At 73.6% G+C, this 20,771-nt stretch carries 20 protein-coding genes and 2 pseudogenes; 13 read left to right on the top strand and 9 right to left on the bottom strand.

Annotated elements, in window-relative coordinates; all coding sequences use genetic code 11:
* Nucleotides 1-211 precede the first annotated feature (211 nt).
* From ACWEQL_RS27145 to ACWEQL_RS27135, 3 genes are all read left to right on the top strand, one after another.
* Nucleotides 212-346, top strand: a complete 135-nt coding sequence (locus ACWEQL_RS27145; protein WP_452152937.1) for a hypothetical protein — start codon at nucleotides 212-214, stop codon at nucleotides 344-346.
* Nucleotides 347-484: 138 nt separating this feature from the next.
* The gene (locus ACWEQL_RS27140; RefSeq protein ID WP_452152936.1) at nucleotides 485-1,909 is read left to right on the top strand and encodes an NAD(P)/FAD-dependent oxidoreductase; all 1,425 of its coding nucleotides are present in this window, start codon (nucleotides 485-487) and stop codon (nucleotides 1,907-1,909) included.
* Nucleotides 1,910-1,972: 63 nt separating this feature from the next.
* The gene (locus ACWEQL_RS27135) at nucleotides 1,973-2,404 is read left to right on the top strand and encodes a GNAT family N-acetyltransferase (protein ID WP_452152935.1); all 432 of its coding nucleotides are present in this window, start codon (nucleotides 1,973-1,975) and stop codon (nucleotides 2,402-2,404) included.
* Nucleotides 2,405-2,437: 33 nt separating this feature from the next.
* Here ACWEQL_RS27135 and ACWEQL_RS27130 read toward each other — a convergent pair whose 3' ends face one another.
* From ACWEQL_RS27130 to ACWEQL_RS27120, 3 genes are all read right to left on the bottom strand, one after another.
* On the bottom strand, nucleotides 2,438-3,352 hold the full coding sequence (locus ACWEQL_RS27130) for a GlxA family transcriptional regulator (RefSeq protein WP_452152934.1): 915 nt from the start codon (nucleotides 3,350-3,352) through the stop codon (nucleotides 2,438-2,440).
* A gap of 7 nt (nucleotides 3,353-3,359) precedes the next feature.
* The gene (locus tag ACWEQL_RS27125; protein WP_452152933.1) at nucleotides 3,360-3,956 is read right to left on the bottom strand and encodes a cysteine hydrolase family protein; all 597 of its coding nucleotides are present in this window, start codon (nucleotides 3,954-3,956) and stop codon (nucleotides 3,360-3,362) included.
* A gap of 154 nt (nucleotides 3,957-4,110) precedes the next feature.
* On the bottom strand, nucleotides 4,111-4,401 hold the full coding sequence (locus tag ACWEQL_RS27120) for a three-helix bundle dimerization domain-containing protein (RefSeq protein ID WP_452152932.1): 291 nt from the start codon (nucleotides 4,399-4,401) through the stop codon (nucleotides 4,111-4,113).
* 225 nt (nucleotides 4,402-4,626) lie between these two features.
* Between ACWEQL_RS27120 and ACWEQL_RS27115 the strand changes: the two genes are divergently transcribed.
* The gene (locus ACWEQL_RS27115; RefSeq protein ID WP_452152931.1) at nucleotides 4,627-5,139 is read left to right on the top strand and encodes a MarR family winged helix-turn-helix transcriptional regulator; all 513 of its coding nucleotides are present in this window, start codon (nucleotides 4,627-4,629) and stop codon (nucleotides 5,137-5,139) included.
* Entirely contained in the window at nucleotides 5,136-5,603 is a 468-nt protein-coding gene (locus ACWEQL_RS27110; RefSeq protein WP_452152930.1) for a MarR family transcriptional regulator, read from the top strand. Before ACWEQL_RS27115 ends, ACWEQL_RS27110 begins: the two co-directional genes overlap by 4 nt.
* 31 nt (nucleotides 5,604-5,634) lie before the next feature.
* Here the strand turns inward: ACWEQL_RS27110 and ACWEQL_RS27105 are convergent, their stop codons facing one another.
* Nucleotides 5,635-6,690 carry an aldo/keto reductase gene (locus tag ACWEQL_RS27105; protein WP_452152929.1) on the bottom strand — a complete coding sequence of 352 codons (1,056 nt, stop codon included), beginning with the start codon at nucleotides 6,688-6,690 and terminating at the stop codon, nucleotides 5,635-5,637.
* 159 nt (nucleotides 6,691-6,849) lie between these two features.
* On the opposite strand from ACWEQL_RS27105, the gene ACWEQL_RS27100 reads away from it, so the two are divergent.
* The 3 genes from ACWEQL_RS27100 to ACWEQL_RS27090 are packed head-to-tail and all read left to right on the top strand — an operon-like array spanning nucleotide 6,850 to nucleotide 8,431.
* Nucleotides 6,850-7,740: a helix-turn-helix transcriptional regulator gene (locus tag ACWEQL_RS27100; RefSeq protein ID WP_452152928.1), complete on the top strand. Its 891-nt coding sequence runs from the start codon at nucleotides 6,850-6,852 to the stop codon at nucleotides 7,738-7,740.
* A 32-nt stretch (nucleotides 7,741-7,772) separates the two neighbouring features.
* Nucleotides 7,773-8,039, top strand: a complete 267-nt coding sequence (locus ACWEQL_RS27095) for a hypothetical protein (protein WP_452152927.1) — start codon at nucleotides 7,773-7,775, stop codon at nucleotides 8,037-8,039.
* The gene (locus ACWEQL_RS27090) at nucleotides 8,036-8,431 is read left to right on the top strand and encodes a hypothetical protein (protein ID WP_452152926.1); all 396 of its coding nucleotides are present in this window, start codon (nucleotides 8,036-8,038) and stop codon (nucleotides 8,429-8,431) included. The genes ACWEQL_RS27095 and ACWEQL_RS27090 overlap by 4 nt, the downstream gene beginning before the upstream one ends.
* Nucleotides 8,432-8,441: 10 nt before the next feature.
* Here ACWEQL_RS27090 and ACWEQL_RS27085 read toward each other — a convergent pair whose 3' ends face one another.
* Nucleotides 8,442-9,449 carry a DUF5937 family protein gene (locus ACWEQL_RS27085; protein ID WP_452152925.1) on the bottom strand — a complete coding sequence of 336 codons (1,008 nt, stop codon included), beginning with the start codon at nucleotides 9,447-9,449 and terminating at the stop codon, nucleotides 8,442-8,444.
* Between the two features lie 106 nt (nucleotides 9,450-9,555).
* Here ACWEQL_RS27085 and ACWEQL_RS27080 point away from each other — a divergent pair, with 106 nt between their 5' ends.
* The 4 genes from ACWEQL_RS27080 to ACWEQL_RS27065 all read left to right on the top strand — a co-directional run bounded on the left by ACWEQL_RS27080 (nucleotide 9,556) and on the right by ACWEQL_RS27065 (nucleotide 14,305).
* Nucleotides 9,556-10,854, top strand: a complete 1,299-nt coding sequence (locus ACWEQL_RS27080) for an MFS transporter (RefSeq protein WP_452152924.1) — start codon at nucleotides 9,556-9,558, stop codon at nucleotides 10,852-10,854.
* Between the two features lie 440 nt (nucleotides 10,855-11,294).
* Entirely contained in the window at nucleotides 11,295-13,310 is a 2,016-nt protein-coding gene (locus ACWEQL_RS27075) for an ATP-binding cassette domain-containing protein (protein ID WP_452152923.1), read from the top strand.
* 206 nt (nucleotides 13,311-13,516) lie between these two features.
* Complete coding sequence (locus tag ACWEQL_RS27070; RefSeq protein ID WP_452152922.1) at nucleotides 13,517-13,768, top strand: amphi-Trp domain-containing protein; 252 nt, start codon at nucleotides 13,517-13,519, stop codon at nucleotides 13,766-13,768.
* 216 nt (nucleotides 13,769-13,984) lie between these two features.
* The gene (locus tag ACWEQL_RS27065; protein ID WP_452152921.1) at nucleotides 13,985-14,305 is read left to right on the top strand and encodes a hypothetical protein; all 321 of its coding nucleotides are present in this window, start codon (nucleotides 13,985-13,987) and stop codon (nucleotides 14,303-14,305) included.
* A gap of 93 nt (nucleotides 14,306-14,398) precedes the next feature.
* Here ACWEQL_RS27065 and ACWEQL_RS27060 read toward each other — a convergent pair whose 3' ends face one another.
* The 3 genes from ACWEQL_RS27060 to ACWEQL_RS27050 all read right to left on the bottom strand — a co-directional run bounded on the left by ACWEQL_RS27060 (nucleotide 14,399) and on the right by ACWEQL_RS27050 (nucleotide 19,001).
* On the bottom strand, nucleotides 14,399-16,450 hold the full coding sequence (locus ACWEQL_RS27060) for a PIG-L family deacetylase (protein WP_452152920.1): 2,052 nt from the start codon (nucleotides 16,448-16,450) through the stop codon (nucleotides 14,399-14,401).
* A gap of 91 nt (nucleotides 16,451-16,541) precedes the next feature.
* A complete protein-coding gene (locus ACWEQL_RS27055; protein WP_452152919.1) occupies nucleotides 16,542-16,697 on the bottom strand; it encodes a hypothetical protein in 156 nt (51 codons plus the stop codon).
* Nucleotides 16,698-16,964: 267 nt separating this feature from the next.
* Entirely contained in the window at nucleotides 16,965-19,001 is a 2,037-nt protein-coding gene (locus tag ACWEQL_RS27050; protein ID WP_452152941.1) for an NPCBM/NEW2 domain-containing protein, read from the bottom strand.
* A 623-nt stretch (nucleotides 19,002-19,624) separates the two neighbouring features.
* Here ACWEQL_RS27050 and ACWEQL_RS27045 point away from each other — a divergent pair.
* Nucleotides 19,625-20,599, top strand: a pseudogene (locus ACWEQL_RS27045) (substrate-binding domain-containing protein); the annotation flags it as partial.
* A 71-nt stretch (nucleotides 20,600-20,670) separates the two neighbouring features.
* On the opposite strand, the pseudogene ACWEQL_RS27040 reads toward ACWEQL_RS27045, so the two are convergent.
* Nucleotides 20,671-20,771 (bottom strand): annotated as a pseudogene (locus ACWEQL_RS27040) (2-oxo-4-hydroxy-4-carboxy-5-ureidoimidazoline decarboxylase); the annotation flags it as partial.

The raw sequence follows: 20,771 nt of genomic DNA, 5'->3' as shown, positions 1-20,771 counted from the left end.
CCGGATCGCGGTCGGGTGACGGGAATCCGCGAACGGCTTCCGGAGCGCGGCCGGCGGTCCTACTCTCCTGGCTGTGACCGTCAACTCCCTTACCGAGCAGTTGTGTTGCGTACCCGCCACCCGGCCGGGGCGATGATGAGGAAGGACCGGCGACCGCGGCCGGATCCTGGGCCAGGACACCTTCTCCGGCACGGGCACCCTCGGCCCGCCGATGCACCGCAGGACCGAGTACCAGGTGGTGGCCGTCCTCCAGGACGGCGGGGCGAAGCGGCTCACCTTCACCGCCCGCGGGAGCTTCTGGCCCAGCGGCAAGGACCTGATCCTCGAACGCGTACCGGTGTCCTGACCGGCCGGCCGGCCCGCCTGACACTGTGCACGGTCGGGCGGCCCGATCCTGGCAGTGTGCCGGTGGCCGGGGCGGCACGGGTGGGCGTAGCGTCCCGACCGGCGGACCAGGGTGATCAACGAGCGAAGGCAGGTACCCGTGACGCGCAAGCCGCACGCCGACGGCGAGGACGCGCCGACCGTGAACGGCGGCGTGTCGTTCTGGTACGCGGCCGACGGTCTGCCCGAGCCGCGCGAGCCCCTCGCGGGGGACGCCGACGCGGACGTCTGCATCGTGGGCGGCGGCTACACCGGGCTCTGGACGGCGTACTACCTGAAGAAGGCCGACCCCGGGCTGCGGATCACCCTGCTGGAGGCCCGTTTCTGCGGCTACGGCGCCTCCGGGCGCAACGGCGGGTGGCTGTACAGCGGCTTCGCCGGACGCTCCGCCTTCGCCCGCCGCCACGGGCCCGGCCCGGCCGCCGCGATGCAGCGGGCGATGGACCGGGCGGTGGGCGAGGTGGCCGACACCGCCGAGGCCGAGGGCATCGAGGCGGACATCGTCCGCGGCGGCGTCCTGGAGGTCGCCCGCACCCCGGCCCAGCTCGCCCGGCTGCGGGAGTTCGCCGAGGCCGAGGCCGCCTACGGCGCGGACCGGGTCCACCTGCTGACGGCCCGCGAGAGCGCGGACCGGATCCGGGTCGCGGGCGCGCTGGGCGGCACCTGGTCCCCGTACGGCGCGAGGATCCAGCCGGCCGCGCTGGCCCGCGGCCTGGCCCGGGTGGTGGCCGGGCTCGGCGTGCGGATCCACGAGGGGACCGCGGTCACCGCCCTGCACCCCGCCGAACCGGGCCGCCGCGCCCGCGCCGTCACCCCGTACGGCACCGTCACCGCCGACCACGTGCTGCGCGCGACCGAGGGCTTCACCGCCGGGCTGGGCGGCGAGCGGCGCACCTGGCTGCCGATGAACTCCGCCATGATCGCCACCGAGCCGCTGCCCGCGTCGTTCTGGGCGGACTGCGGCTGGGAGGGCCGCGAGGTGCTCGGCGACTTCGCGCACGCCTACATGTACGCCCAGGGCACCGCCGACGACCGGATCGCCCTCGGCGGTCGGGGCGTCCCGTACCGCTTCGGCTCGCGGACGGACACCGACGGCGGCACCCAGCCGGCCACCGTCCGCCAACTCCGGGCGGTCCTCGACCGGTTCTTCCCCGGCGCAGCGGCCGCCCGGATCGACCACGCCTGGGCCGGCGTGCTGGGCGTCCCCCGGGACTGGTGCGCCACCGTCGACCTCGACCGCCGTACCGGTCTCGGCCGGGCCGGCGGCTACGTCGGCAGCGGCGTCACCACGAGCAACCTGGCCGGGCGCACCCTCGGCGACCTGGTGCTCGGCCGCGACACGGAGCTCACCCGGCTGCCGTGGGTCGGCCACACCGTCCGCCGCTGGGAGCCGGAACCGCTGCGCTGGCTGGGCGTCCACGCCCTGTACGCCGCCTACCACGCGGCCGACCGCCAGGAGGCCGCGGGCCGCGCCACCACCTCGCCGATCGCCCGCCTCGCGGACGCGGTGGCGGGCCGGGGCTGAAGTCCCGCCCACCGGCCGGGAAACCCATTGCCCGGCCGGCGGGCGGGCTGTTTGGATGCGGAGATGAACAGCGATCTTCCCGCAGGCTACGAGATCTCGACCGACCCCGCCCGCCTCGACCGCGGACTGGTCCACCGCTGGCTCTCCGAGGACGCGTACTGGGCGCTCGGCCGGCCCCGGGAGAAGCAGGACCAGGCCATCGACGGCTCGCTCAACTTCGGCCTCTACGACGGCGCTTCGGGTGCCCAGGTCGGCTTCGCCCGGGTCGTCACCGACCTGGCCACCTTCGCCTGGCTGTGCGACGTGTACATCGATCCCGCGTACCGCGGCAAGGGCCTGGGCACCGCGCTGGCCGCGGCCGTCCGCGACCACCTCGCTCCGTACGGGCTGCGCCGGATCCTGCTGGTCACCGGCGACGCGCACGACGTGTACGCCAAGGTCGGGTTCGCGCCGCTGGAGAACCCGGGGAAGTGGATGGCGCTCGGCCGGCAGTGAGCCGTGGCCGTGGTGTGACGGGCGGCGGGGTCCTCAGGCCGCCCGGGCGCGGGCCCGTAGGCGGCGCAGCATCCGGGCGTCCTGGAATCCCACCGCCAGCGCCGCGGACTCCGTCGTGGCGCCCTGGGCGATCAGGTGCTCGGCCCGTTCCAGGCGCAGCTCCTGCTGGTACCGGAGCGGGCTGAGCCCGGTGGCCGCGTCGAAGCGCCGGGTCAGCGTGCGCTCGCTGACCCCGACCGCGCGGGCCAGCTCCGCCAGGGCCAGGCCCTCGGCGAAGCGGGCGTCGATCAGGTCCTGCGCCCGGTGCACCGCGTCGCTGACGTGGGCCCGGTGGCGCAGCATCGCGCTGGACTGCCGCTCGTCCCCGTTGCGGCGGGCGTACACGACCATCGCCCGGGCCACCCGCGCCGCGGCGGCCGGGCCGTGCCGGACCGCGATCAGGTGCAGGGCGAGGTCGATGCCGCTGGCGATGCCCGCCGAGGTCACCACCCGGTCGTCGACCACGTACAGCACGTCCCGGACGACGTGCGCCCGCGGGTGTAGCCGCGCCAGCTCGTCCTGGAGCGCGTGGTGGGTGGTGCAGCGGCGGCCGTCCAGCAGCCCGGCGCGGCCGAGCGCCCCGGCGCCCGCGCAGACGCTGGCGACCGTGCCGCCCGCCGCGTGGTGCGCGGCCAGCCGGTCCAGCGCACCGGCGCCGATCTCCCCGGTGTCCCGCAGCCGTGGGGCCCGCCAGCCGGGGACCAGGACCAGGTCGTCCGCCGTGAGCCGCGGCCACCGGGTGTCGGCGCGCAGCGTCACGCCCTGGGCGGTCGGGACGTCCTCCTGCTCGGCGACGTGGCCGATCTCGTAGTCCAGACCGAGGTCGGCGGCCTCGGAGAACACCTGGGCGGGCCCGGCGAGGTCCAGCAGGTGCAGCCCCGGGACGAGCAGGAAGACGACCTTGCTCACGATCCGGTCAGCCCTTCTCGATTCCCGCGGTCAGCTCGTCCACGGTGGCGATCCGGGCGAACCGGCCGGCCAGCGCGTACTCGGTGCGGGCGATGATCTCGTCGGTGCCGAGGGTACGCGGGTCGGCCAGGATCTCGGCAGGCCCGCGGCCGGCCGGGGCGTCGCGGTGGGGGATCGGGTGCGTGGCGGTCGCGTCGATCGCGAAGACCACCCGGTAGCCGAGGTCGGAGGCGACCCGGGCGGTGGTCTCGCAGCACTGCTCGGTCCTGATGCCGCAGATCACCACCTCGCCGATGCCCCGCTGGGTGAGCTGCTGCTGCAGGTTGGTGGTGGTGAAGGCGTTGTGCGAGGTCTTCGCGAGGACGGGCTCCCCGGCGGCCGGCTCCAGCCCCTCGATCGGGCGGACGTGGCCGCTCGCCGGATCGAAGGGGTTGCCGGTGTCCGGCTCGTGGTGCAGGACCCAGACCACCAGGTGGCCCTTGGCCCGGGCGTCCCGGACGAGCCGGTCGACCTTCTCGGCGATCTTCGGGTCGGACACGGTGGCCCAGTTGTCGAGCCGGCGGAAGGACTCCTGGACGTCGATGACGACGAGTGCGCTGTTCATACCTCGATCCTCGCGCCCGCCGGCCGCCGGCCGAAGGCACCATCACGCCCCGATCCGGACCGATCCGGTCACCGGCTCACCCACCCCGCGTACGGGCTGCTCGTTCCCGTCCGGGTGGTTCCGGGTGCGCCTGGTCCCGGTCGCGTGAGTCGCGCTACGGCGTCATCTCCAGCTCGGGCCGGTCGCCGCCCTCCGGGAACCCGTCCACCGCCCGCCGCACCGGACCGAGCGCCGCCGCGGCGCGGAGGTCGTCGGCGGCCCGGCGCTCGGCGAGGATCGGGATGAACGAACGGACACGTGCACCGTCGAAATTGCGCAGTGCCCGTTCGATCGCATGGTCGACCTCGGTGGCCCCCACCACCTTGTCGAAGCGCTGGTGCAGGCGGTACCCCATCTGCTGTACGGCCGCCTGCTCCTGTCGTCCGCTCGGTTCCTCGTCCTCCACCTCGTCCCTCCGGCCCGGGCTCCGCAGTGCGGTCAGCCCCCTCGTGCCGTGGCGTCGCCTTCCATTGTCGACCCCGGGCCCGGCGGTCACCACCTGTAGCGGGCGGCCCTCCGACGGCCCTCCGGCGGCGCGGTCAAGGGTCGGGGTTGCGGTCGGGGCCGGCGTTGGGGCCGGCGTCGCGGAAAATAGTAGCCATGGACATAGTCGCCATGTACTCTATTTGCCATGAGCAAGGGAACCCCGGGCCCGACACCCGGCTTTCTGGTGTGGCGGCTCGCCAACAAGTGGCGGGTCGCGGTGGACCGCGCGGTGGCCCCGCTGGGTCTCACCCACGCGCAGTACTCGGTCGTCGCGTCACTGCACGGCATGCAGCGCGCCGGTGAGCGGCCCAGCCAACGCCGGCTCGCCGACCACACCGGCCTGGAGGCGCTGTACGTCTCCAAGCTGGCCCGCGCACTGGAGTCGGCCGGCCTGATCGAGCGCACCCGCGACCCCCGCGACCCGCGCGCCGTACAACTGGCCCTCACCGAGGAGGGACAGGCCGTCACGGCCCGGGCCGTCGCGGTGGTCCAGGACCTGCTCCAGCAACTGCTGGAGCCGCTCGGCGGCCTGGACGCGCCACGCACCCGGGCGCTCACCGACGAGCTGACCGCCCTGCTCGACGTACCTCTCGCACCATCTGCAAGCGCCTCCGCATTCGCGAAGAACGACCAGGGAAATCAGGGGACATCATCATGACCACCTCCGCTGCCTCCACCTCCTCCGCCGCCGCGCCCCTCGCCGACGCCCGCGCCCTCGGCCTGGCCCACTACGCCGCCCGTGGCGTCCTGGAGGTCGTCCTGGCCCGGCACGGCGTCACGTTCCAGCAGCAGATCGTCCTGCGGGCCGCCGTCACCGCCGACGGCCCGCAGACCGCCGACCAGCTGGTCGCCCAGGCCCGGGCCTCCCTCAAGGCCGACCCGGCCGACATCCGCGCCACCCTCGACGAGCTGCTGGCCGAGAAGCTGCTCGTCGAGGAGGGCGCCGACCTCCGCCCCACCGACGCGGGACGCGAGCGGCTCGCCACCATCGCCGCCGAGACCGCCCCCGTCTCCGCCCGGATCTGGGGCGACATACCCGCCGAGGACCTCGCCGCCGCCGGCCGCGTCCTCGCCCTGGTCACCGAGCGCGCCGACGCGGAGTTCGCGGCACTGACCTCCTGACACCCCTCGGGCCCGGCCCCGTCAGGAGCGCTCAGGGGCGGGCCGGCCCGGTGCCGGCCCCGGTGGCGACGAGGGCGGCGCCGATCTCCTCCACGTCCTGCGCGTCCAGCCGCAGGTCGCCCGCCCGCGCCCACTGCTCGACCTGGGCCGGGGTGCGGGCGCCGACGATCGCGCCCGTCACACCCGGCCACGCCAGCACCCAGGCGATCGCGACCTCGGTCACGGTCGCCCGGTGCCGTGCCGCGATCGGCCGCAGCGTCTGCGCGATCCGGAGGTTGGCGGCCAGGCCGGTGGTGAAGTCCGGGTGGGTACGGCGCCAGTCGTCCGCCGGCAGGGCGGCGGCGCGGGCGGCCGAGAAGGTGCCCGTGAGCAGGCCCGACTGCAACGGGGAGTAGGCGATGACACCGGTACCGTGCCCGTGCGCCCAGGCGACCTCGGGCGCGGCGCCGCGGTTGAGGGCCGAGAACGGCGGCTGGATGACGTCGACGTGCGCGACGCGTTCGGCGGCGTCCAGCAGCTCCGGGCCGTGGTTGGACAGACCGATCGCGCGGATCTTGCCCTCGGCCTTGAGCTCGGCCATCAGCTGCCAGTACTCCTCCAGCGGGGTGGCCTGCGCCCCGGCGGGCGCGGAGCCGTCCCCGGCGGTCTCCAGCGGCGTGCCGGTGGCCGGCCAGTGCACCTGGTAGAGGTCGATGTGGTCCACGCGCAGGCGGCGCAGCGAGTCCTCCAACTCGCGGCGCACACTGGCCGGTTCCATGATCCGCCGCAGGGCGCCCTGCGGGTCGGCCGGGTCCCGGACCAGCCCGACCTTGGTGAACAGCAGCGGCCGGTCGGCCTCGGACAGGCCGGCGACGGCCCGGGCCACGAGCTCCTCGGCGTGGCCGAGCCCGTACGCGGGGGCGGTGTCGATCCAGTTCACCCCCGCCTCCACCGCGGTACGGATCGCGGCCACCGACTCGGCGTCATCGGTGGCACCCCAGCCGAAGCGCCAGCCGTTGCCGGCGACGGCCCAGGTGCCGAACCCCACCCGGCTGATGTGCAGTCCGCTGTCACCGAGCGGGACCAGGTGAGACGAAGTGACGGTCATGGGCGATGCCTCCGGAAGTCGATGGACGGGCCCCTCCCCGGATGAGCGGCGGGCCCGCCCTCCACCCTGGCCGCCCGGAGCGCGGCCACCCAGTGGCGGCCGGTGCCTGGTCACCCCGTGACCAGGCACCGGCACCCGAAGGTCTGGGAGACTCGCCGCATGGCCTTGGACCGACGTGCCGAACTGGGTGCCTTCCTGCAGTCACGCCGCGCGCGGCTGCGCCCCGAGGACCTGGGCCTTCCCGCCCACGGCGGGCTGCGCCGGGTGCCGGGCCTGCGCCGCGAGGAACTGGCCCTGCTCGCCGGGGTGAGCGTCGACCACTACGTCCGGCTGGAGCAGGGCCGCACCCTGCACTTCTCCGAGTCCGTCCTCGACGCGGTGGCCCGCGCCCTGCGCCTCGGCCCGGTGGAGCGCGAACACCTGCACCGCCTGGCCCGGCCCTGGCCCGCGAACGAGGTCGGCGACGACGAGGAGGCCGAGGCGCCGGAGCAGCCGCAGCGGGTACGCGTGGGCCTGCGCCGGCTGCTGGACGCGAGCACGGACGTGCCGGCGTACATCGTCGGACGCGACACCCGGGTGCTGGCCTGGAACGAACTCGCGGCGGCCCTGATCACCGACTTCGGCGCCCTGCCGCCCCAGGACCGCAACCTCGCCCGCCTGGTCTTCCTGGACGAGGGCGTCCGCGGCCTGTACGCCGACTGGCCGGCCAAGGCCCGGGACGTCGCCGGGTACCTGCGCCTCGACGCGGCCCGCCGCCCCGGCGACCGGGGCACGGCCGCCCTGGTCGCCGAACTCTCGCACTCCAGCCCCGAGTTCCGCGCCATCTGGGACGAGCACGGCCTCAAGGACAAGACCCACGGCCACTACGTCTACCACCACCCGGTCGTCGGCACCCTCGACCTCGACTTCGAGACCCTGCGCCTGCCCGACGACCCCGACCAGGCCCTGATCGCCCACACCGCCCGCCAGGGCAGCCCCTCCGACGCCGCCCTGCGCCTGCTCGCCTCCTGGACCCGCGAGTCCCGCCACCAGCCCCGCCCGGTCGGCTGACGCGTCCTCGGTCGGTGGCAGGATCGGTTCCCATGATGGATCTCTCCACCGAGCTGGCCGACTGGACCGACTGGGACGGCGCCGCCTTCCACGTCGGCCGGGCCCTGGGCGTCTTCCCCGAGTCCGAGACGTTCCCACACGTCAAAAGCGTCTTCTGGACGGCCAACCCACTGGGCGACGCCCTGCACGACATCCTGCTTTGCCTGGCGGCAGCGGGCGTACTGGAACGCCGGGACGAGCCCGACGAACAGTTCCGGTGGAACCGCCCGACCGTCCGAACCCAGGAGGCAGGCCCGTGATCCTCCTTCCCGAGGGCTCCTGGTGGGACTGGGACGTCGTCGAGTGGAACGCCGGCCGGCTGCGCCTGGGCGCGGGTTACGACCTGACGTACCACCACGGCCTGGAACTGGTCTTCACCGATCCGCTCCATGTCACCTGCCCGGTGGCCTTCCAGGACCCGGTCTTCCGCGATCCGACCCCGGAGGAGCGCCGGACCGTCTCCCGACAACTCGGCGAGACCCCCGCGGTGCTGGTCGCCTTCGAGTCGGACGGCGGCGGCCCCGATCCCGCCTCCGGCCTCATCGCCGCCGGCGGGCTCGACATCGTCCAGGGAACCGTCTACCGCTACTGGCGCGACAACCTGGCCCCCGGCGAACGCCTCGCCCCCTGGGTACGCCCACCGGAGGCCTGAGCCGCAGGCCTCAGCCCGGTGAGGGCGTGCCCGCGCCGCCCCGGGTGTCTGCGGCGGTGAGGAGGACCTCGGCGGCCTCGGTGCGGGCGTAGAGGACGTAGCGGCCGGTGCGGTGGGCGTCGACCAGGCCGGCGGAGCGGAGGGCGGCCAGGTGCTGGGAGACGCCGCCGGGGGTGAGGTCGGTGCGGCCGGCCAGGTCGGTCGTGGAGGCGGGCGTGTCGAGCTCGGCGAGCAGACGGGCGCGGGAGAGGCCGATCACGGAGGCGAGGGCGTGTGGGAGTTGGCTGCGGCGCTCCCAGAGGGTGGCCACGCCGCGGGGCGGATAGCGCAGCGTGGGCTGCCAGTTCGGGCTGATGACGGAGAAGACCTGCGGCCAGACGAACACCGACGGGACGAGCAGGAGTCCGCGCCCGCCGAGCCGGCGGCTGCCACGGGCGTAGTGGTGGCCGACGTACAGCGTGTCGTCGTCCCAAGTGACGCTGGAGCCCAGGTCGTTGAGCAGGTGCTGCGCTCCGTGTTCGGCGAACAGCCGGGCCCGCCGGAGCACGTCGCCCTCCAGGAGGGAGCGCATCCGCGGCCAGTACGGCGCGAGTGCGGTCTCCCAGTACGCCTCGACGGTGTCGGCGAGTTCGGCGAGACCGCGGTGCGGGTCCTCGCGCAGCCGGTCGATCCGTTCGGAGCGCGGGGCGCGCTGCCCGCCGAGGCCGGACCGGACCTGCTCCGGCGGGGTGGCCCGCAGGACGGTGAGTTCGAGTCCCAGGTCGGCGACCGGGGCGGTCGGTGGCGGCGCGATGAACACCGGTATGGCGTAGGGCGGTTGCGGGACGAGGTCGGCGAGCAGGCCCCAGTCCAGCCCCGAGGCGGCCAACCGCCGGCGGGCCACTTCGCTCCACGGTCGGTGCAGCGGGTGCTCGGCCGGGTGCTTCAGCACCCTGACGCTGGCCACCACCTCCCACAGCGGCGACAGGGCGAACCGGGTGCGGGCCAGGTCGCGGACGGAGAACGCCAGGTCCAGCACGGTGCATGCCCTTCCACGGAGGAGGAATCCGGCGGCCCGGCGGGCCAGGATTCAGTACAGCCTAAATTCATGGCCCGGTCGGCGCCGCCGGCAAGAGGCTCCTCCCATGACATCGACCGATCTCACCCGTCGGCCGGACACGGCCGACCCCACACCCGGGCCGCCGCGTTCGGTCCTCCTCGACCGCGGCTTCCGGCTCTTCATCGGCGCGACCGCCGTGAGCAAACTCGGCACCTCGGTGGGATCCCTGGCGATCCCGCTGACGGCCGTGGTGGCCCTGGACAGTTCGGCCGGGCAGGTCGGTCTGCTGGCGACGCTGAGCACGCTGTCCGTCCTGCTGATCGGCCTGCCGGCCGGGGCCTGGGTGGACCGGCTGCGGAAGCGGCCCCTGATGATCGCCGCGGATCTGGTCCGGGCGGTGCTCTTCGGTTCGGTCCCGGCGGCCTGGCTGCTGGGCGTCCTGACGATCCAACAGCTGTATCTGGTCGTCCTGTCGGCGGGCGCCGCCACGGTGCTCTTCGACGTGGCCGCGCTGAGCCACCTGCCCGATCTGGTCGGACGGCGGCACCTCACCCAGGCCAACGCCCACCTGGTGACGGTGGACGCGCTCACCCTGGTCGGCGGGCGGAGCGCGGGCGGGTTTCTGGTGGCGCTGCTGTCCGCCCCGGCGGCCGTCGTCGTGGACGCGGTCAGCTATCTGGGGTCGGCGGCCCTGCTGCTGCGGATCCGCCGGCCCGAGGCGGACCGGGAGCCGGGGCGCTCGCACGGCGTGCGCCTCTCCGGTGAGATCAAGGAGGGCCTGCGCTTCGTCCTCGGGCATCCGGTCCTGCGCGCCGTCGCGCTCGCCGGGGCGCTGACGAACCTGTCCATCCAGCTCTGCCAGACCATGCTGCCCGTCCTGTTCGCCCGGGAGCTCGGGCTCTCCGACGGCGTCATCGGCCTGTACTTCGCCGTCGGCGGGCTCGGTGTGTTCCTCGGTTCCCTCTCGGCCCGGTGGCTGGCCCGCCGGTTGGGCGCGGGCCGGGTGCTGTGGCTGATGGGCCTCGCCGTCGCACCGTTCGGCGTCCTGGTGGCGCTGGTCGATCGGGGGCCGGGCCTCTGGCTGGCCGCCGGGGCCTGGCTGATCACCACATTCAAGGTCGGCGTCGACAACGTGATCAAGGTCAGCTTCCGCCAGAGCGTGACTCCGGACCACCTGCTCGGCCGGATGAACGCCACCATGCGGGTCCTGCTGACCGGCTCACTCGCGGTCGGCGCGGCGCTGGCCGGTCTGCTGGCCGAACTCGTCTCCATCCGGGCCGCCCTGTGGGTCGGCGCGGCCGGACTGGCCGTGGTCTGGGTGCCGGTCTTCTTCTCGCCGCTGCGCACCGAGCGCCGACTCCCCGGCCTCGGCGATCCCCGGTGAACCGCTGACAGTCGCAGAGCGCCGCCCCGGAACAGCTCCGGGGCGGCGCTCCCCGTTGCGCCGGGCGACCGGTGGCGGTGACCGGGGCCGCCCGCGCACGTCCTTCGGATCGTCACACCGTCGGGCTTTGTGACCATTCGTCGGCCCGCGCCCCGCAGACTTGACCGGAGCCGGGACGACCCGGGTGATCCACAGCCAGCAACTCGCCGACCACGACACCGATTTACCCGAATCGAGTGAGGAGGACGACGACACGCCGAGACCCCCGCCCGGCCACTGACAGGATCGGGGCCGCACCCGCGATTTCCCGTTCCCGGCAGGCCGCCGACCGGCGTCCTGCACGTCGCGCACGCCCCCGGCCGCTCGTACGCGCCCCTGCCGGGCGCACCCGCTCGCTGATCCGCCGTGCCCGTACCGCGACCGCTGATCCAAGGAGCCCCATGACCGTCCACAGGCCCAGCCACCCCGAACAGCAGCCACCTGCCTCCGACAAGCAGCCACCCACCCCCGACAAGCAGCCACCCGCCTTCGAGCAGCAGCCACCCACTCCCGAACCCGCCGAGCACGACGAGGAGTTCCGCGCCCGCATCATCGGCGACAAGCGCGTCGAGGCCGGCGAGTCGGTCTCCACCGGCGCCATGCTGCGCCGCATGCCGCAACTCGTCCGCCGCGCCCTCGCCCTCGCCTGGGCCGCCGACGCCCGCGCCACCGCCCTCCTGCTCGTCTGCCAGGCGCTGTCCGGCGTCTTCGGCGCCATCGCCCTCTACGTCACCGCCGGCACCCTCGACGCGCTCCTCGTGCCCGGCCCCGTCACCGACCACCTTGCCGACGCGTCCCCGTACCTGGCCGTCCTCGCCGTGTCGACCGGGCTGCGCGCCGTCCTCGGCATCGCCGTCTCCGCTCTCGCCGGCCGGGTCGCGCCCCGCATCAACCGGGAGGCCGACCTCGCCCTGCTCGCCGCCGGCTGCGCCGCCGAGCTCCGGGCGTACGACGAACCGGCGTTCAACGAGCGCTGGGAGTCCGCGGACCGCGGTGCCGCGACCACCCCCGACCTGCTCACCAACGCCCAGGACGTGATCGCCTCCACCGTCTCCCTGCTCGCCGCGGCCTCGGTCCTCGCGACCCTGCACCCCTGGCTCGTCCCGTTCCTGCTGCTCGGCTCGGTGCCCACCGGCATCGCCGCCGTCCGCACCGCCCGCATCCACTACCTCGCCTCCGTCACCACCGGCGAGGAGCGGGTGGCCCTGCGGATCTTCCGCTGGTTCCTGATCGACAAGGCGCGGGCCGACCAGGTCCGTTCCGACCAGGTCACCCCGTTCATGATGGCGAAGTACCGGCACACCGAGGCCCGGATCACCGCGATCACCGACCGGGCCACCCGGGATGCCGCCCGCGTCTCCCTGGTCGCCGCGCTGGGCACCGGCGCCGGCTCCATCCTGATCTGGGGCACCCTGTTGTACCTCGTCTCCAGCGGCCGGATCGACCTCGCCGCGGCCGGCGCCGCCACGTTCGCGCTGCGCACCGCCACCGCCGGCGTCCAGGGCATGGTCGGCAACGGCGCCCGGCTGTACCGGATGGGCCTGTACCTGGACGACTTCTTCGCCTTCCTCGACGAGGCGGGCGGGTACCGGATCCGCCGCGGCGTCGTCGTCCCGCCGGCGCCGACGACCATCGAGGCCCGCGCGCTCACGTACGTCTACCCGGGGGAGCAGCAGGAGCCGGCGCTGCGCGGCGTCGACCTGACCCTGCGCGTCGGGGAGGTCGTCGCGGTGATCGGCCAGAACGGCAGCGGGAAGTCCACGCTGCTGAAGCTGCTGGCCGGCCTCTACCTGCCGCAGGACGGCGGAGGCAGCCTCACCTGGGACGGCGTGCCGGTCGCCGACCTGGACGCCGAGGGACTGTGGACGCGGGTGGCCCGCGTCCCCCAGGAGTTCGCCCGCTGGCCGCTCCCGGCCACCGAGAACATCCACCTCGGCCACCACGACGGCGACCCGGACGCCGCCGTACGGGCCGCCGCCGGGCTCACCGGCTTCGACGAGACCGTCGCCCGGCTGCGCTCCGGCTGGCGCACCCTGCTCGCCCAGGGCTGGCTCGGCGGCGCCGAGCTGTCCGGCGGCGGCTGGCAGCGCGCCGCCGTGGCCCGCGCCTTCTACCGCACCGAACGCCACCCGGGCCTGCTGATCCTGGACGAGCCGACCTCCGACCTCGACCCCCGCGCCGAGCACCGGATCCTGCACGCGCTGCGCGGCTTCGCCCCCGGCCGGATCACCGTGCTGGTCACCCACAACCTGGCCAACGCCCGCCTCGCCGACCGCATCGTCGTGCTGCACGAGGGCGCCATCGTGCAGACGGGCACCTGGCACGAACTCGCCGACCGCCCCGACGGCCTGTTCCGTGAACTCCTCGACCTCCAGCAGGACCGCGCCATCCCGCCCCAGCGCGGCCCCGCCTCGTGACGCGGCCCGCCGCTGCCGGGGCCGGTGGTCCGGCCGCAGGAGCACGGCGGGCACGGCCGGTGCCGCGGGGCGCCTTCACACCATCCGCCCGGCCGAGGTGCGGCGGCGGGTGCGAAGGCCGAGGATCGACCTCGTACGCCGACTTCGTACGCCGACGTCGAGGACCGGGCCGAGGACGGGCCCGACCGACCGAACCGGAGGAATCCGTGAAGGACCTCAAATTCGAGCAGAAGCGCACCCTGTCGCGCCTTGAGGCCGCCGCGCAGCTGGAGACGATCGCCGCCGCCCTGCGGCACAACGGCACGGCCGAGCTGGAGCTCGGCCCGGGGACGCTCAGCCTGCGGGTGCCCGACGAGGTGTGGGCCGAGTTCGAGGTGGAGGTGGGGGAGGGGGAGGTCGAGCTGGAGGTCGAGCTGAAGTGGTCCGCCGGCCAGGCCGACGGGGCCGCGGGGTTCTGACCCGGCCTTCGAACCCGGTGCCCGGCCCGGCGGCCTCCATCGTCTCGCCGGCAGAACCGTCGTCGTGCAGTGTGCGTCCGAAGACGTATGACCATCCCTGTCGATGCAAGGTCCGGGCGGGCGCCCGGTGTTCGGGGGCCGGCCTTCCTGCGGGGGGCCGCCGGGGTCGGGGCCGGGGTGTTGGGCCTGGCCGGTGGGTACGGGGCGGCCGTCCTCGTGGCGTCGGCGCGGAGCTTCTGTGACGCGGCCTGGGAGCCGCAGCACCGGTTCGCGTTCTCGTTCGTCGAGTGGCCCGGCATGGAGCTGCTGTGCCTGGTCGGGGCGGTGGCGGTGTGGGCGGGCGCGAGGCGGGCGACGGTCGGGCTGCCCATCGCCTGGCGGGGGATCATTCCGGTGACCCTGGTGCTGCTCTCGCTCGCGGTGCTGGCCGTCGGGTGCTTCGCGCTGCTGGGCACGCCCAGCGGGTACCCCGGTGATTCGGGGCTCTGTCCGGCCGACAACGTCCCGCCGTGGTGGCCGTCCTGGCTGCCTGCCTGAGGCGGACGGTAGCGGACAGGGAACGAGCGACACCGGCCTCCTCGCCCGCGCCGGCGGCGGGCGAGGAGGCCGGGCTGTCGGCCGGGCGCCGGCTCAGGACGTCCCCATCGGGGTCCATCCGCTGAACGAGCCGTCGGTGCGCTGCCGGTTGTGGTGGAGCCGGCCGTCCGGGAAGAGCGCGACCAGGTCGGTGAGCCCGTCCCGGTCGACGGCCGCGGCCGGCACCCCGACGATGAAGCCGCCCAGGTCGCTCCAGTCGCCGAACTGCCCGGTGCTGCCCTGCCTGCTGACGCTGACCCCGCCGCCGCGGTTGCGCACGGCCACCACCATCCGCTGCTGGACGGCCGCCCCGGGGGTCACGACGGCGGGCTCACCACTGCCGCCCTGGTCCGGCTTGCCGCCGACGGCCCCGGAGGCACGGACCCACGAGCCGCCCGGGGAGAACTGGAAGAGGTTCATCGTGTAGGAGTCCGCCAGGTTGCCCTCCTTGTCGGCCAGGGCTATCTGCCGGTAGAACAGCTCCAGTCGGCCGTCCGGGTCCATCCCGACGCTGATGCCACTGGCCGGCGAGACGTACGGGAAGTTCGGGTCGAGGACGAGCGCGCCGTTGGGGGTGGGCTGGTACCAGTGGAGCACCGCGGAGTTCGCGTCCGCCACGGTGACGGCGAACAGCTCGATCCGGCCGTCCTGGGTGGTGAAGGCCGCCGGTGCGCCCTGGACGCCGCTCTTCTGGAGGTCGGCCCAGTCGGTCCAGCCCCCGTTCGGCGTCTGCTGCCACGCGCTGCTGATTCCGCCGCCCCCGTTGCGGACGAACAGCTGCAGGCGCCCGTCACCGTTGGAGGCGACGACGGGCATGCTCACCTGCAGGGCGGGATTGGTGAGTTTGTCATCGGGGCCGAGGACGGTGTTCGGGCTGCCGAGGCTGTTCCACGTCCAACCGCCGAGGGTGTTCTGCGCGTAGGAGACGATCACTCCGGTGTCCGCGCGCTGCCCGAACACCTCCAGCCGCCCGTCCTGGTTACGGGCCACCGTGACACCGGCCGCCAGCGGTCCTCCCGGCCGGCCCTGCCAGATCGGGCCCTGCCAGACCTTGCTCCCGTTCTCGACCCACTCGTAGAGCGATCCGCCCTCCACCGCGAAGGCGTGCAGGGCACCGGTCCGGTCGGCGGTGACGGCCTGGGTGGACCGCTGGTTGCGCATGTACTGCCGGGAGGGCCACTGCGGGTAGGGCTCCTCCACGACGATTTCCTTGTTGTTCTCCACCTTCTTCTTGCCGATCCTCTCGTCCTTCTCGGCATAGGCGTTGAAGGTGTCCCACTTCTCGGTCTTCTCCGAGAAGGAGAGGTTGTGCGGGGATTTCGCGATGTTGTAGTCGCGGTAGTGCTCGACCGCCACCCGCCGGCCGGTTATCGAGGCATAGGATTCGACGGCGGCGTCGGCGAACCACGCGGTACTGGTGTGGTCCATGTGGTCGTGCGAGTTCGGGTCCTCCTCGGCACCCCACAGCCTGAAGTCCGGGGCCGGGTCCTGGATTCGGACCAGGGTCGCGCCCTGTCCCGTCAGGATGCCGCGCAGCGTGTCGATGAGCCGATTCCCGGTGTAGTGCTGTACCGGGATGGTGTCGTCCTGGTCGATGTCCAGCGTCTCGGCCGTGAGTGGCGACGGGCTGTCACGGCTGGTCCAGAGCTGTCGGAGGGCGTTCCCGCCGAGGTACCTGGCGTCGGCGGCCTCGGGGAGGCTGAGGAAGACCACCTGCACCGAGGGGTTGGTCCGCAGGGTGAAGCGCTCGACGACCGAACCACCCGCCAGCGGCCGGTAAGGCTTGTCAGCGGGGTCCTTGACCCAGCAGGAGTCGTTGCAGTCGGCCATGCGGGCATAGGCGATCCGGATGCCCTCCTGCCGGGCCCCGGCGTAGGTCTCGGCATCGCGGTTCTCGCCGACGGTGCCGCTCCTCTGGGCCTCCCCGGCCGTCACGTACACGGTGGTCACCTTGTAACCGGCCCGGATGCTGTTGGAGAGATCGGGGCTCATGAACAGCAGGTCGTCGTCCTGGTGCGCGACGATCTGCACGATCGACGCCCCCGGGACCGCGGCCTGCGCCGTCTGTGCCGGCCACCACTGCGTCGCCACAACGGCCAAGGCCACCGCGGCAGTTCTCACTCGCCTCACCATGCACTCCGTTTCCCCGGCAGCCCGGCCCGTCCGACCGGGCGTCACCTCATAGGTGATCATGTGGCTACGACAGGTCCGTCTCCGGGGCCCGCATCGAGCGGTCGGGGCTCGGCAGGTCGCGCGCGGCCTGCCTTTCGAGGGGCGGGGCCGTCGTAGCGGCGTCGCGGGTGAGTGTGCGTTCGGCGCCGGTCTCGGCGGGGAGCGGCGGGTCAACGCCCATGAGTCAAACGCAATCAAACGCGATTCAACAGGTTGCAACAGGCGGCCAGGGTCTGAATCCACGTAGGTGAGAGGACGGGCGGCGGCGCGAGGAGGGTGGGTGGGTCGCCGGGCGCGGGGCCGTTCCGGGAACGGCCCCGCCCGGTCGCGGCGGGCGGGGCCGGTGCGACCGGGCGGTGTGCGGCTCGGACCGTACCGGTCCGGCGCGGGGGTGTTCCGGGTGCGGTGGACCCCCGGTTGCCCGGGTGAGGAGCCTCCGGGGAGCGGGTCAGGAGCAGGTCAGCCGGGGCGCGGCCCAGTCGGTGTGGTCCTTGAAGGCCCCGTCGTCGGCGTCCGTGACGTGGAGCAGGAGTGTCCTGGCGCCGTCGAGGCGGGCGGTCAGCCGCACATGGCCGTCGGCGCCGGTGAGGCGGCCGCTCCCGGCGACCTTCACCCCGTCGGCGTAGATGTGGAAGAGGGCCGATCCGGTGGCTCCCACCTCGTCGTCGATGCCGACGTCCGTGGTGAGCGAGGTGCAGGTGCCGCCGAGGTCGTAGACGACGTACGACGCGGCGTGGGTGCCCAGGCCCGTGGCGTAGACCTCGCCGCCGACGGTCAGCGGGCGTCCGTCTCCGGTGGCCTGCTCGCCGTTGCTGCGGTCGACCTCGACCGGACCCCAGGCGTTACTGGTGAAGCTCCAGGGGAGCTCGGTCAGGGCGCGGGTGGTGGGAGCGGCCTCGGCGTCGGCGTCGGTGGCGGGGCCGCAGGTGAGCCGGGGGCCGGCCCAGTCGCCGTGGGCGTCGCCCCCTTGGCCGGTCGTCACGATGCGCAGCCGCTCGGCGCCGGTCAGGTCGGAGCTGAGGCGCAGGGCGGGTTGTCCGGCGCGACGGACCTGGTCGGCGACCACGTCGTCGTCGCGGTAGACGCGGAAGCGCACCGACCCGGTGGTCGTCTCGTCGTCGACGCCCACGTCGACGGTCAGGTTCCGGCAGGCGCGGCCGAGGTGGTAGGAGATGTCGGAGTCGGCGCCCACTCCCAGGCCCCTCGGGTGGGTCACACCGGCGACGGTGAGCGGGCGTCCGTCCCCGGCGGCGGCGCCGCCGTTGCTGTGGTTGCGCTCGACCGGGCCCGCCGTGTTGTCCGCCGAGGTCCAGGCGAGGTCGCCGAGCTGGTGCGCGCCCGGGGGCGGGCCGGTGGGTTCGCTGGGCGTGACGCGGTACATCGCGGTGCCGTGCGGGGGCACCACGACGTTGATGGTGCCGTCGGATCCGGCGGTCGTACCGCCGCTCCACAGGTCCTTGACGGTGTACTCGCGCGCGCCGCCGATGCCGGCCGCGGCGGCCGTGGTGGACATGGTCCGCTCGGTGTCGGTCTCGTTGGTGAGCGTGAGGGAGCGGGAGCCGTCGGCGAGCGGTCGGCTCATCACCACGAGTCCGCCGTCGTCGGCGATGACGGTGCCCTGCCGGCCCAGGGGGTCCTGGTCGACGGCGATGACGTCCTTGTTGGTGAGGATGCCGAGGGTGGCGGGGGTGGCCTCGCGCAGGTCGGTGCCGATCAGCAGCGGGGCGGCCATCTGGGCCCAGAGGCTGAAGTGGGTGCGGTACTCGGTGTCCGTCATCCCGCCGTTGCCGACCTCCAGCATGTCGGGGTCGTTCCACGCGCCCGGGGCCGCGTACGGGGCGAGGGCCTGGTTCTGGTGGGCGATGTCGATCATGCTGGACCAGGAGTCCAGGATGTCCTCGGTGGTGCGCCAGGAGTTGCCGGTCTCCCGCGCCCAGGTCCAGGGCCGGTTGTAGCCCCATTCGCAGATGCTGTACGCGATCGTCCGGCCGGTGGCCCGGAGGGCGTCGCCCATGGCCTGGTAGCGCGTCCGGGCGTCGACGCCGTCGTTGTGGCAGTTGTCGTACTTCAGGTAGTCGACGCCCCAGGAGGCCCAGAGCGCGGCGTCCTGCCGCTCGTGCCCGAGGGAGCCGGGGAACCCGATGTCGGAGCAGGTCCTGGTGCCGGCGCTGGAGTAGACGCCGAACTTCAGCCCCTTGGAATGGACGTGGTCCGCGACCGCCTTGATGCCGTGGGGGAAGCGGGCCGGGTCGGCGACGAGGTCGCCGTTCCCGTCGCGCTCGGGCAGGGCCCAGCAGTCGTCGAGGTTGACGTAGGTGTAACCGGCGTCCCTGAGCCCCTGGGTGACGAAGAGGTCGGCGATCGCCTTGACCATGTCCTCGCCGAACTCCGGGCCGCAGCGGGTGGAGTTCCAGTTGTTGAAGCCCATCGGCGGGGTGAGGGCCAGCCGGTTGGGCAGGGCGGCGGCCGGGGCCGCCGTCACCATCCCGAGGCCGAGGACGGCGCCGGCGGCGAGCGTGCCGCCGCTGCCGAGGAGTGCGAGGGACGTCAGGACACCGGTGAGCCGGTGTCGGCTCCTGCGGTCTTTCGAAGCCACGTGGGGGACCTCCGGGAGGCGATCGGAACATGAACGGACCGAATCAAACGAAATCGAGCGCCCGGAGTGCCGGCCCCGGCGATCGGCCGGGTCGACGCGGTGGGACGCGACCCGCGGGCCGCGTCCCGTCCTCACCTCTTCTCGGCCAACCTGTGATCACCAACCGGTGCTCACCGGAACGGCTCTGACGCGTCGCCGGTCGGCGGCCGGATCCCTTCCGTCCCGCGGTGTCCGGCCTCCCCGCCACGGGCGGGCGGTTCGGGCGGCGATGAGGCGCTCACTCGCCTGTCGGGCAGGCGGGCGGTGGCCCCGTGGTGGCCCCGCGCGCCTATTAGGCATATCTGATGAATGATCAGCATAGTGACGAAGTGGCCCGATTGGCGGCCGACACGCGCCCCCTCCCGGCCGCCAGCCCCGGCTTCCCGCGAATGGTCACAAGGTGATCTCGCTACCGCTCCCTGCTTGACGGCGAGCACACAGCGGGGATCTCATACGTTGCAAGCCGTTTGAATATGTTGATTCTTGGGGAGGCTGGACCGTCGCAGACGTGGACAGCCCACCGAAACCCCCGGCCACCCGGTCGGCCGTCGAACCCGACGCCACCCGTCCCCACGACAATCCCTACCAGCGCTGTACCGCGGCGCCCGCTCGAAGGAGCTGTCATGTTCCGCACCGCCACCCGTTCCGTCGCCGCGACGGGGCTGCTGCTCGCCCTCGGACTGACCACCGCCTGCTCGACCGGTCAGGAATCCGTCAAGGGCGGCGACGCCTCGGTGGCGCCGGTGAGCGGCAAGATCTCGCTGACCTACCTGCAGAAGCAGGGCGACCAGGAGTATTTCGTCGGCGAGGCCGCCGGCGCCAGGGCCAAGGCCGCCGAACTGGGCATCGACCTCAAGGTCGTCAACCTCGGCAACGACGCCAACAAGACCATCAGCGAGGTCCAGGCCGCCGTCGCCCAGAAGACCAACGGCATCATCATCGTCGTCCCGGACCCCGCCGTCGGCCCGCAGGTCGTCCAGACCGCCAAGGACGCCAAGGTGGCCCTGCTGACCTCCGACGACCAGATCTGCGCCACCGGCCCCGACCCGGCCTCCTGCGCCAAGGACGGCCTGGTCTCCCGCATCGGCTTCTCCGGCCAGCAGATGGGCGCCGAGGTGGGCAAGCGCGCGGCCGCGGAGTTCAAGAAGGCCGGCTGGAACGCCGCCGAGACCCGCACCGTCTCCGCCTGGAAGCAGGACGTCACCGTCTGCGGCGACCGGGTCAAGGCCGCCAAGGAGGCCTTCGCCGCGGAGACCGGCGCCCAGGTGAAGAACATCGACGTCGCCACCGACAACACCCCCACCGGCGCCCAGGACAAGGTCGCCGCGACCGTCACCGCCAACCCGGGCGTCAAGAACTGGGTGGTCTGGGGCTGCAACGACGAGAACGTCCAGGGCGGCGTCACCGCGCTGGAGAACGCCGGCATCGGCGCCGACCGGGTCATCGGCGTCGGCCTGGGCGCCTACCTCGCCTGCAAGAACTGGGCGGGTGACAAGCCCTCCGGCATGAAGGCGGCGCTGTTCATCATCTCCTCCGGGACCACGCCGTCCAGGCAGACCACGAACACGTGACCGAACCTGGCCTCGTACGCGGCGTGGGCCGCCCGCAGCGCGGTGTGCG

Source organism: Kitasatospora sp. NPDC004240 (assembly GCF_053603215.1).
The sequence above is the reverse complement of the archived record's forward strand: the minus strand, read 5'-3'. Positions and strand labels throughout refer to the sequence as shown.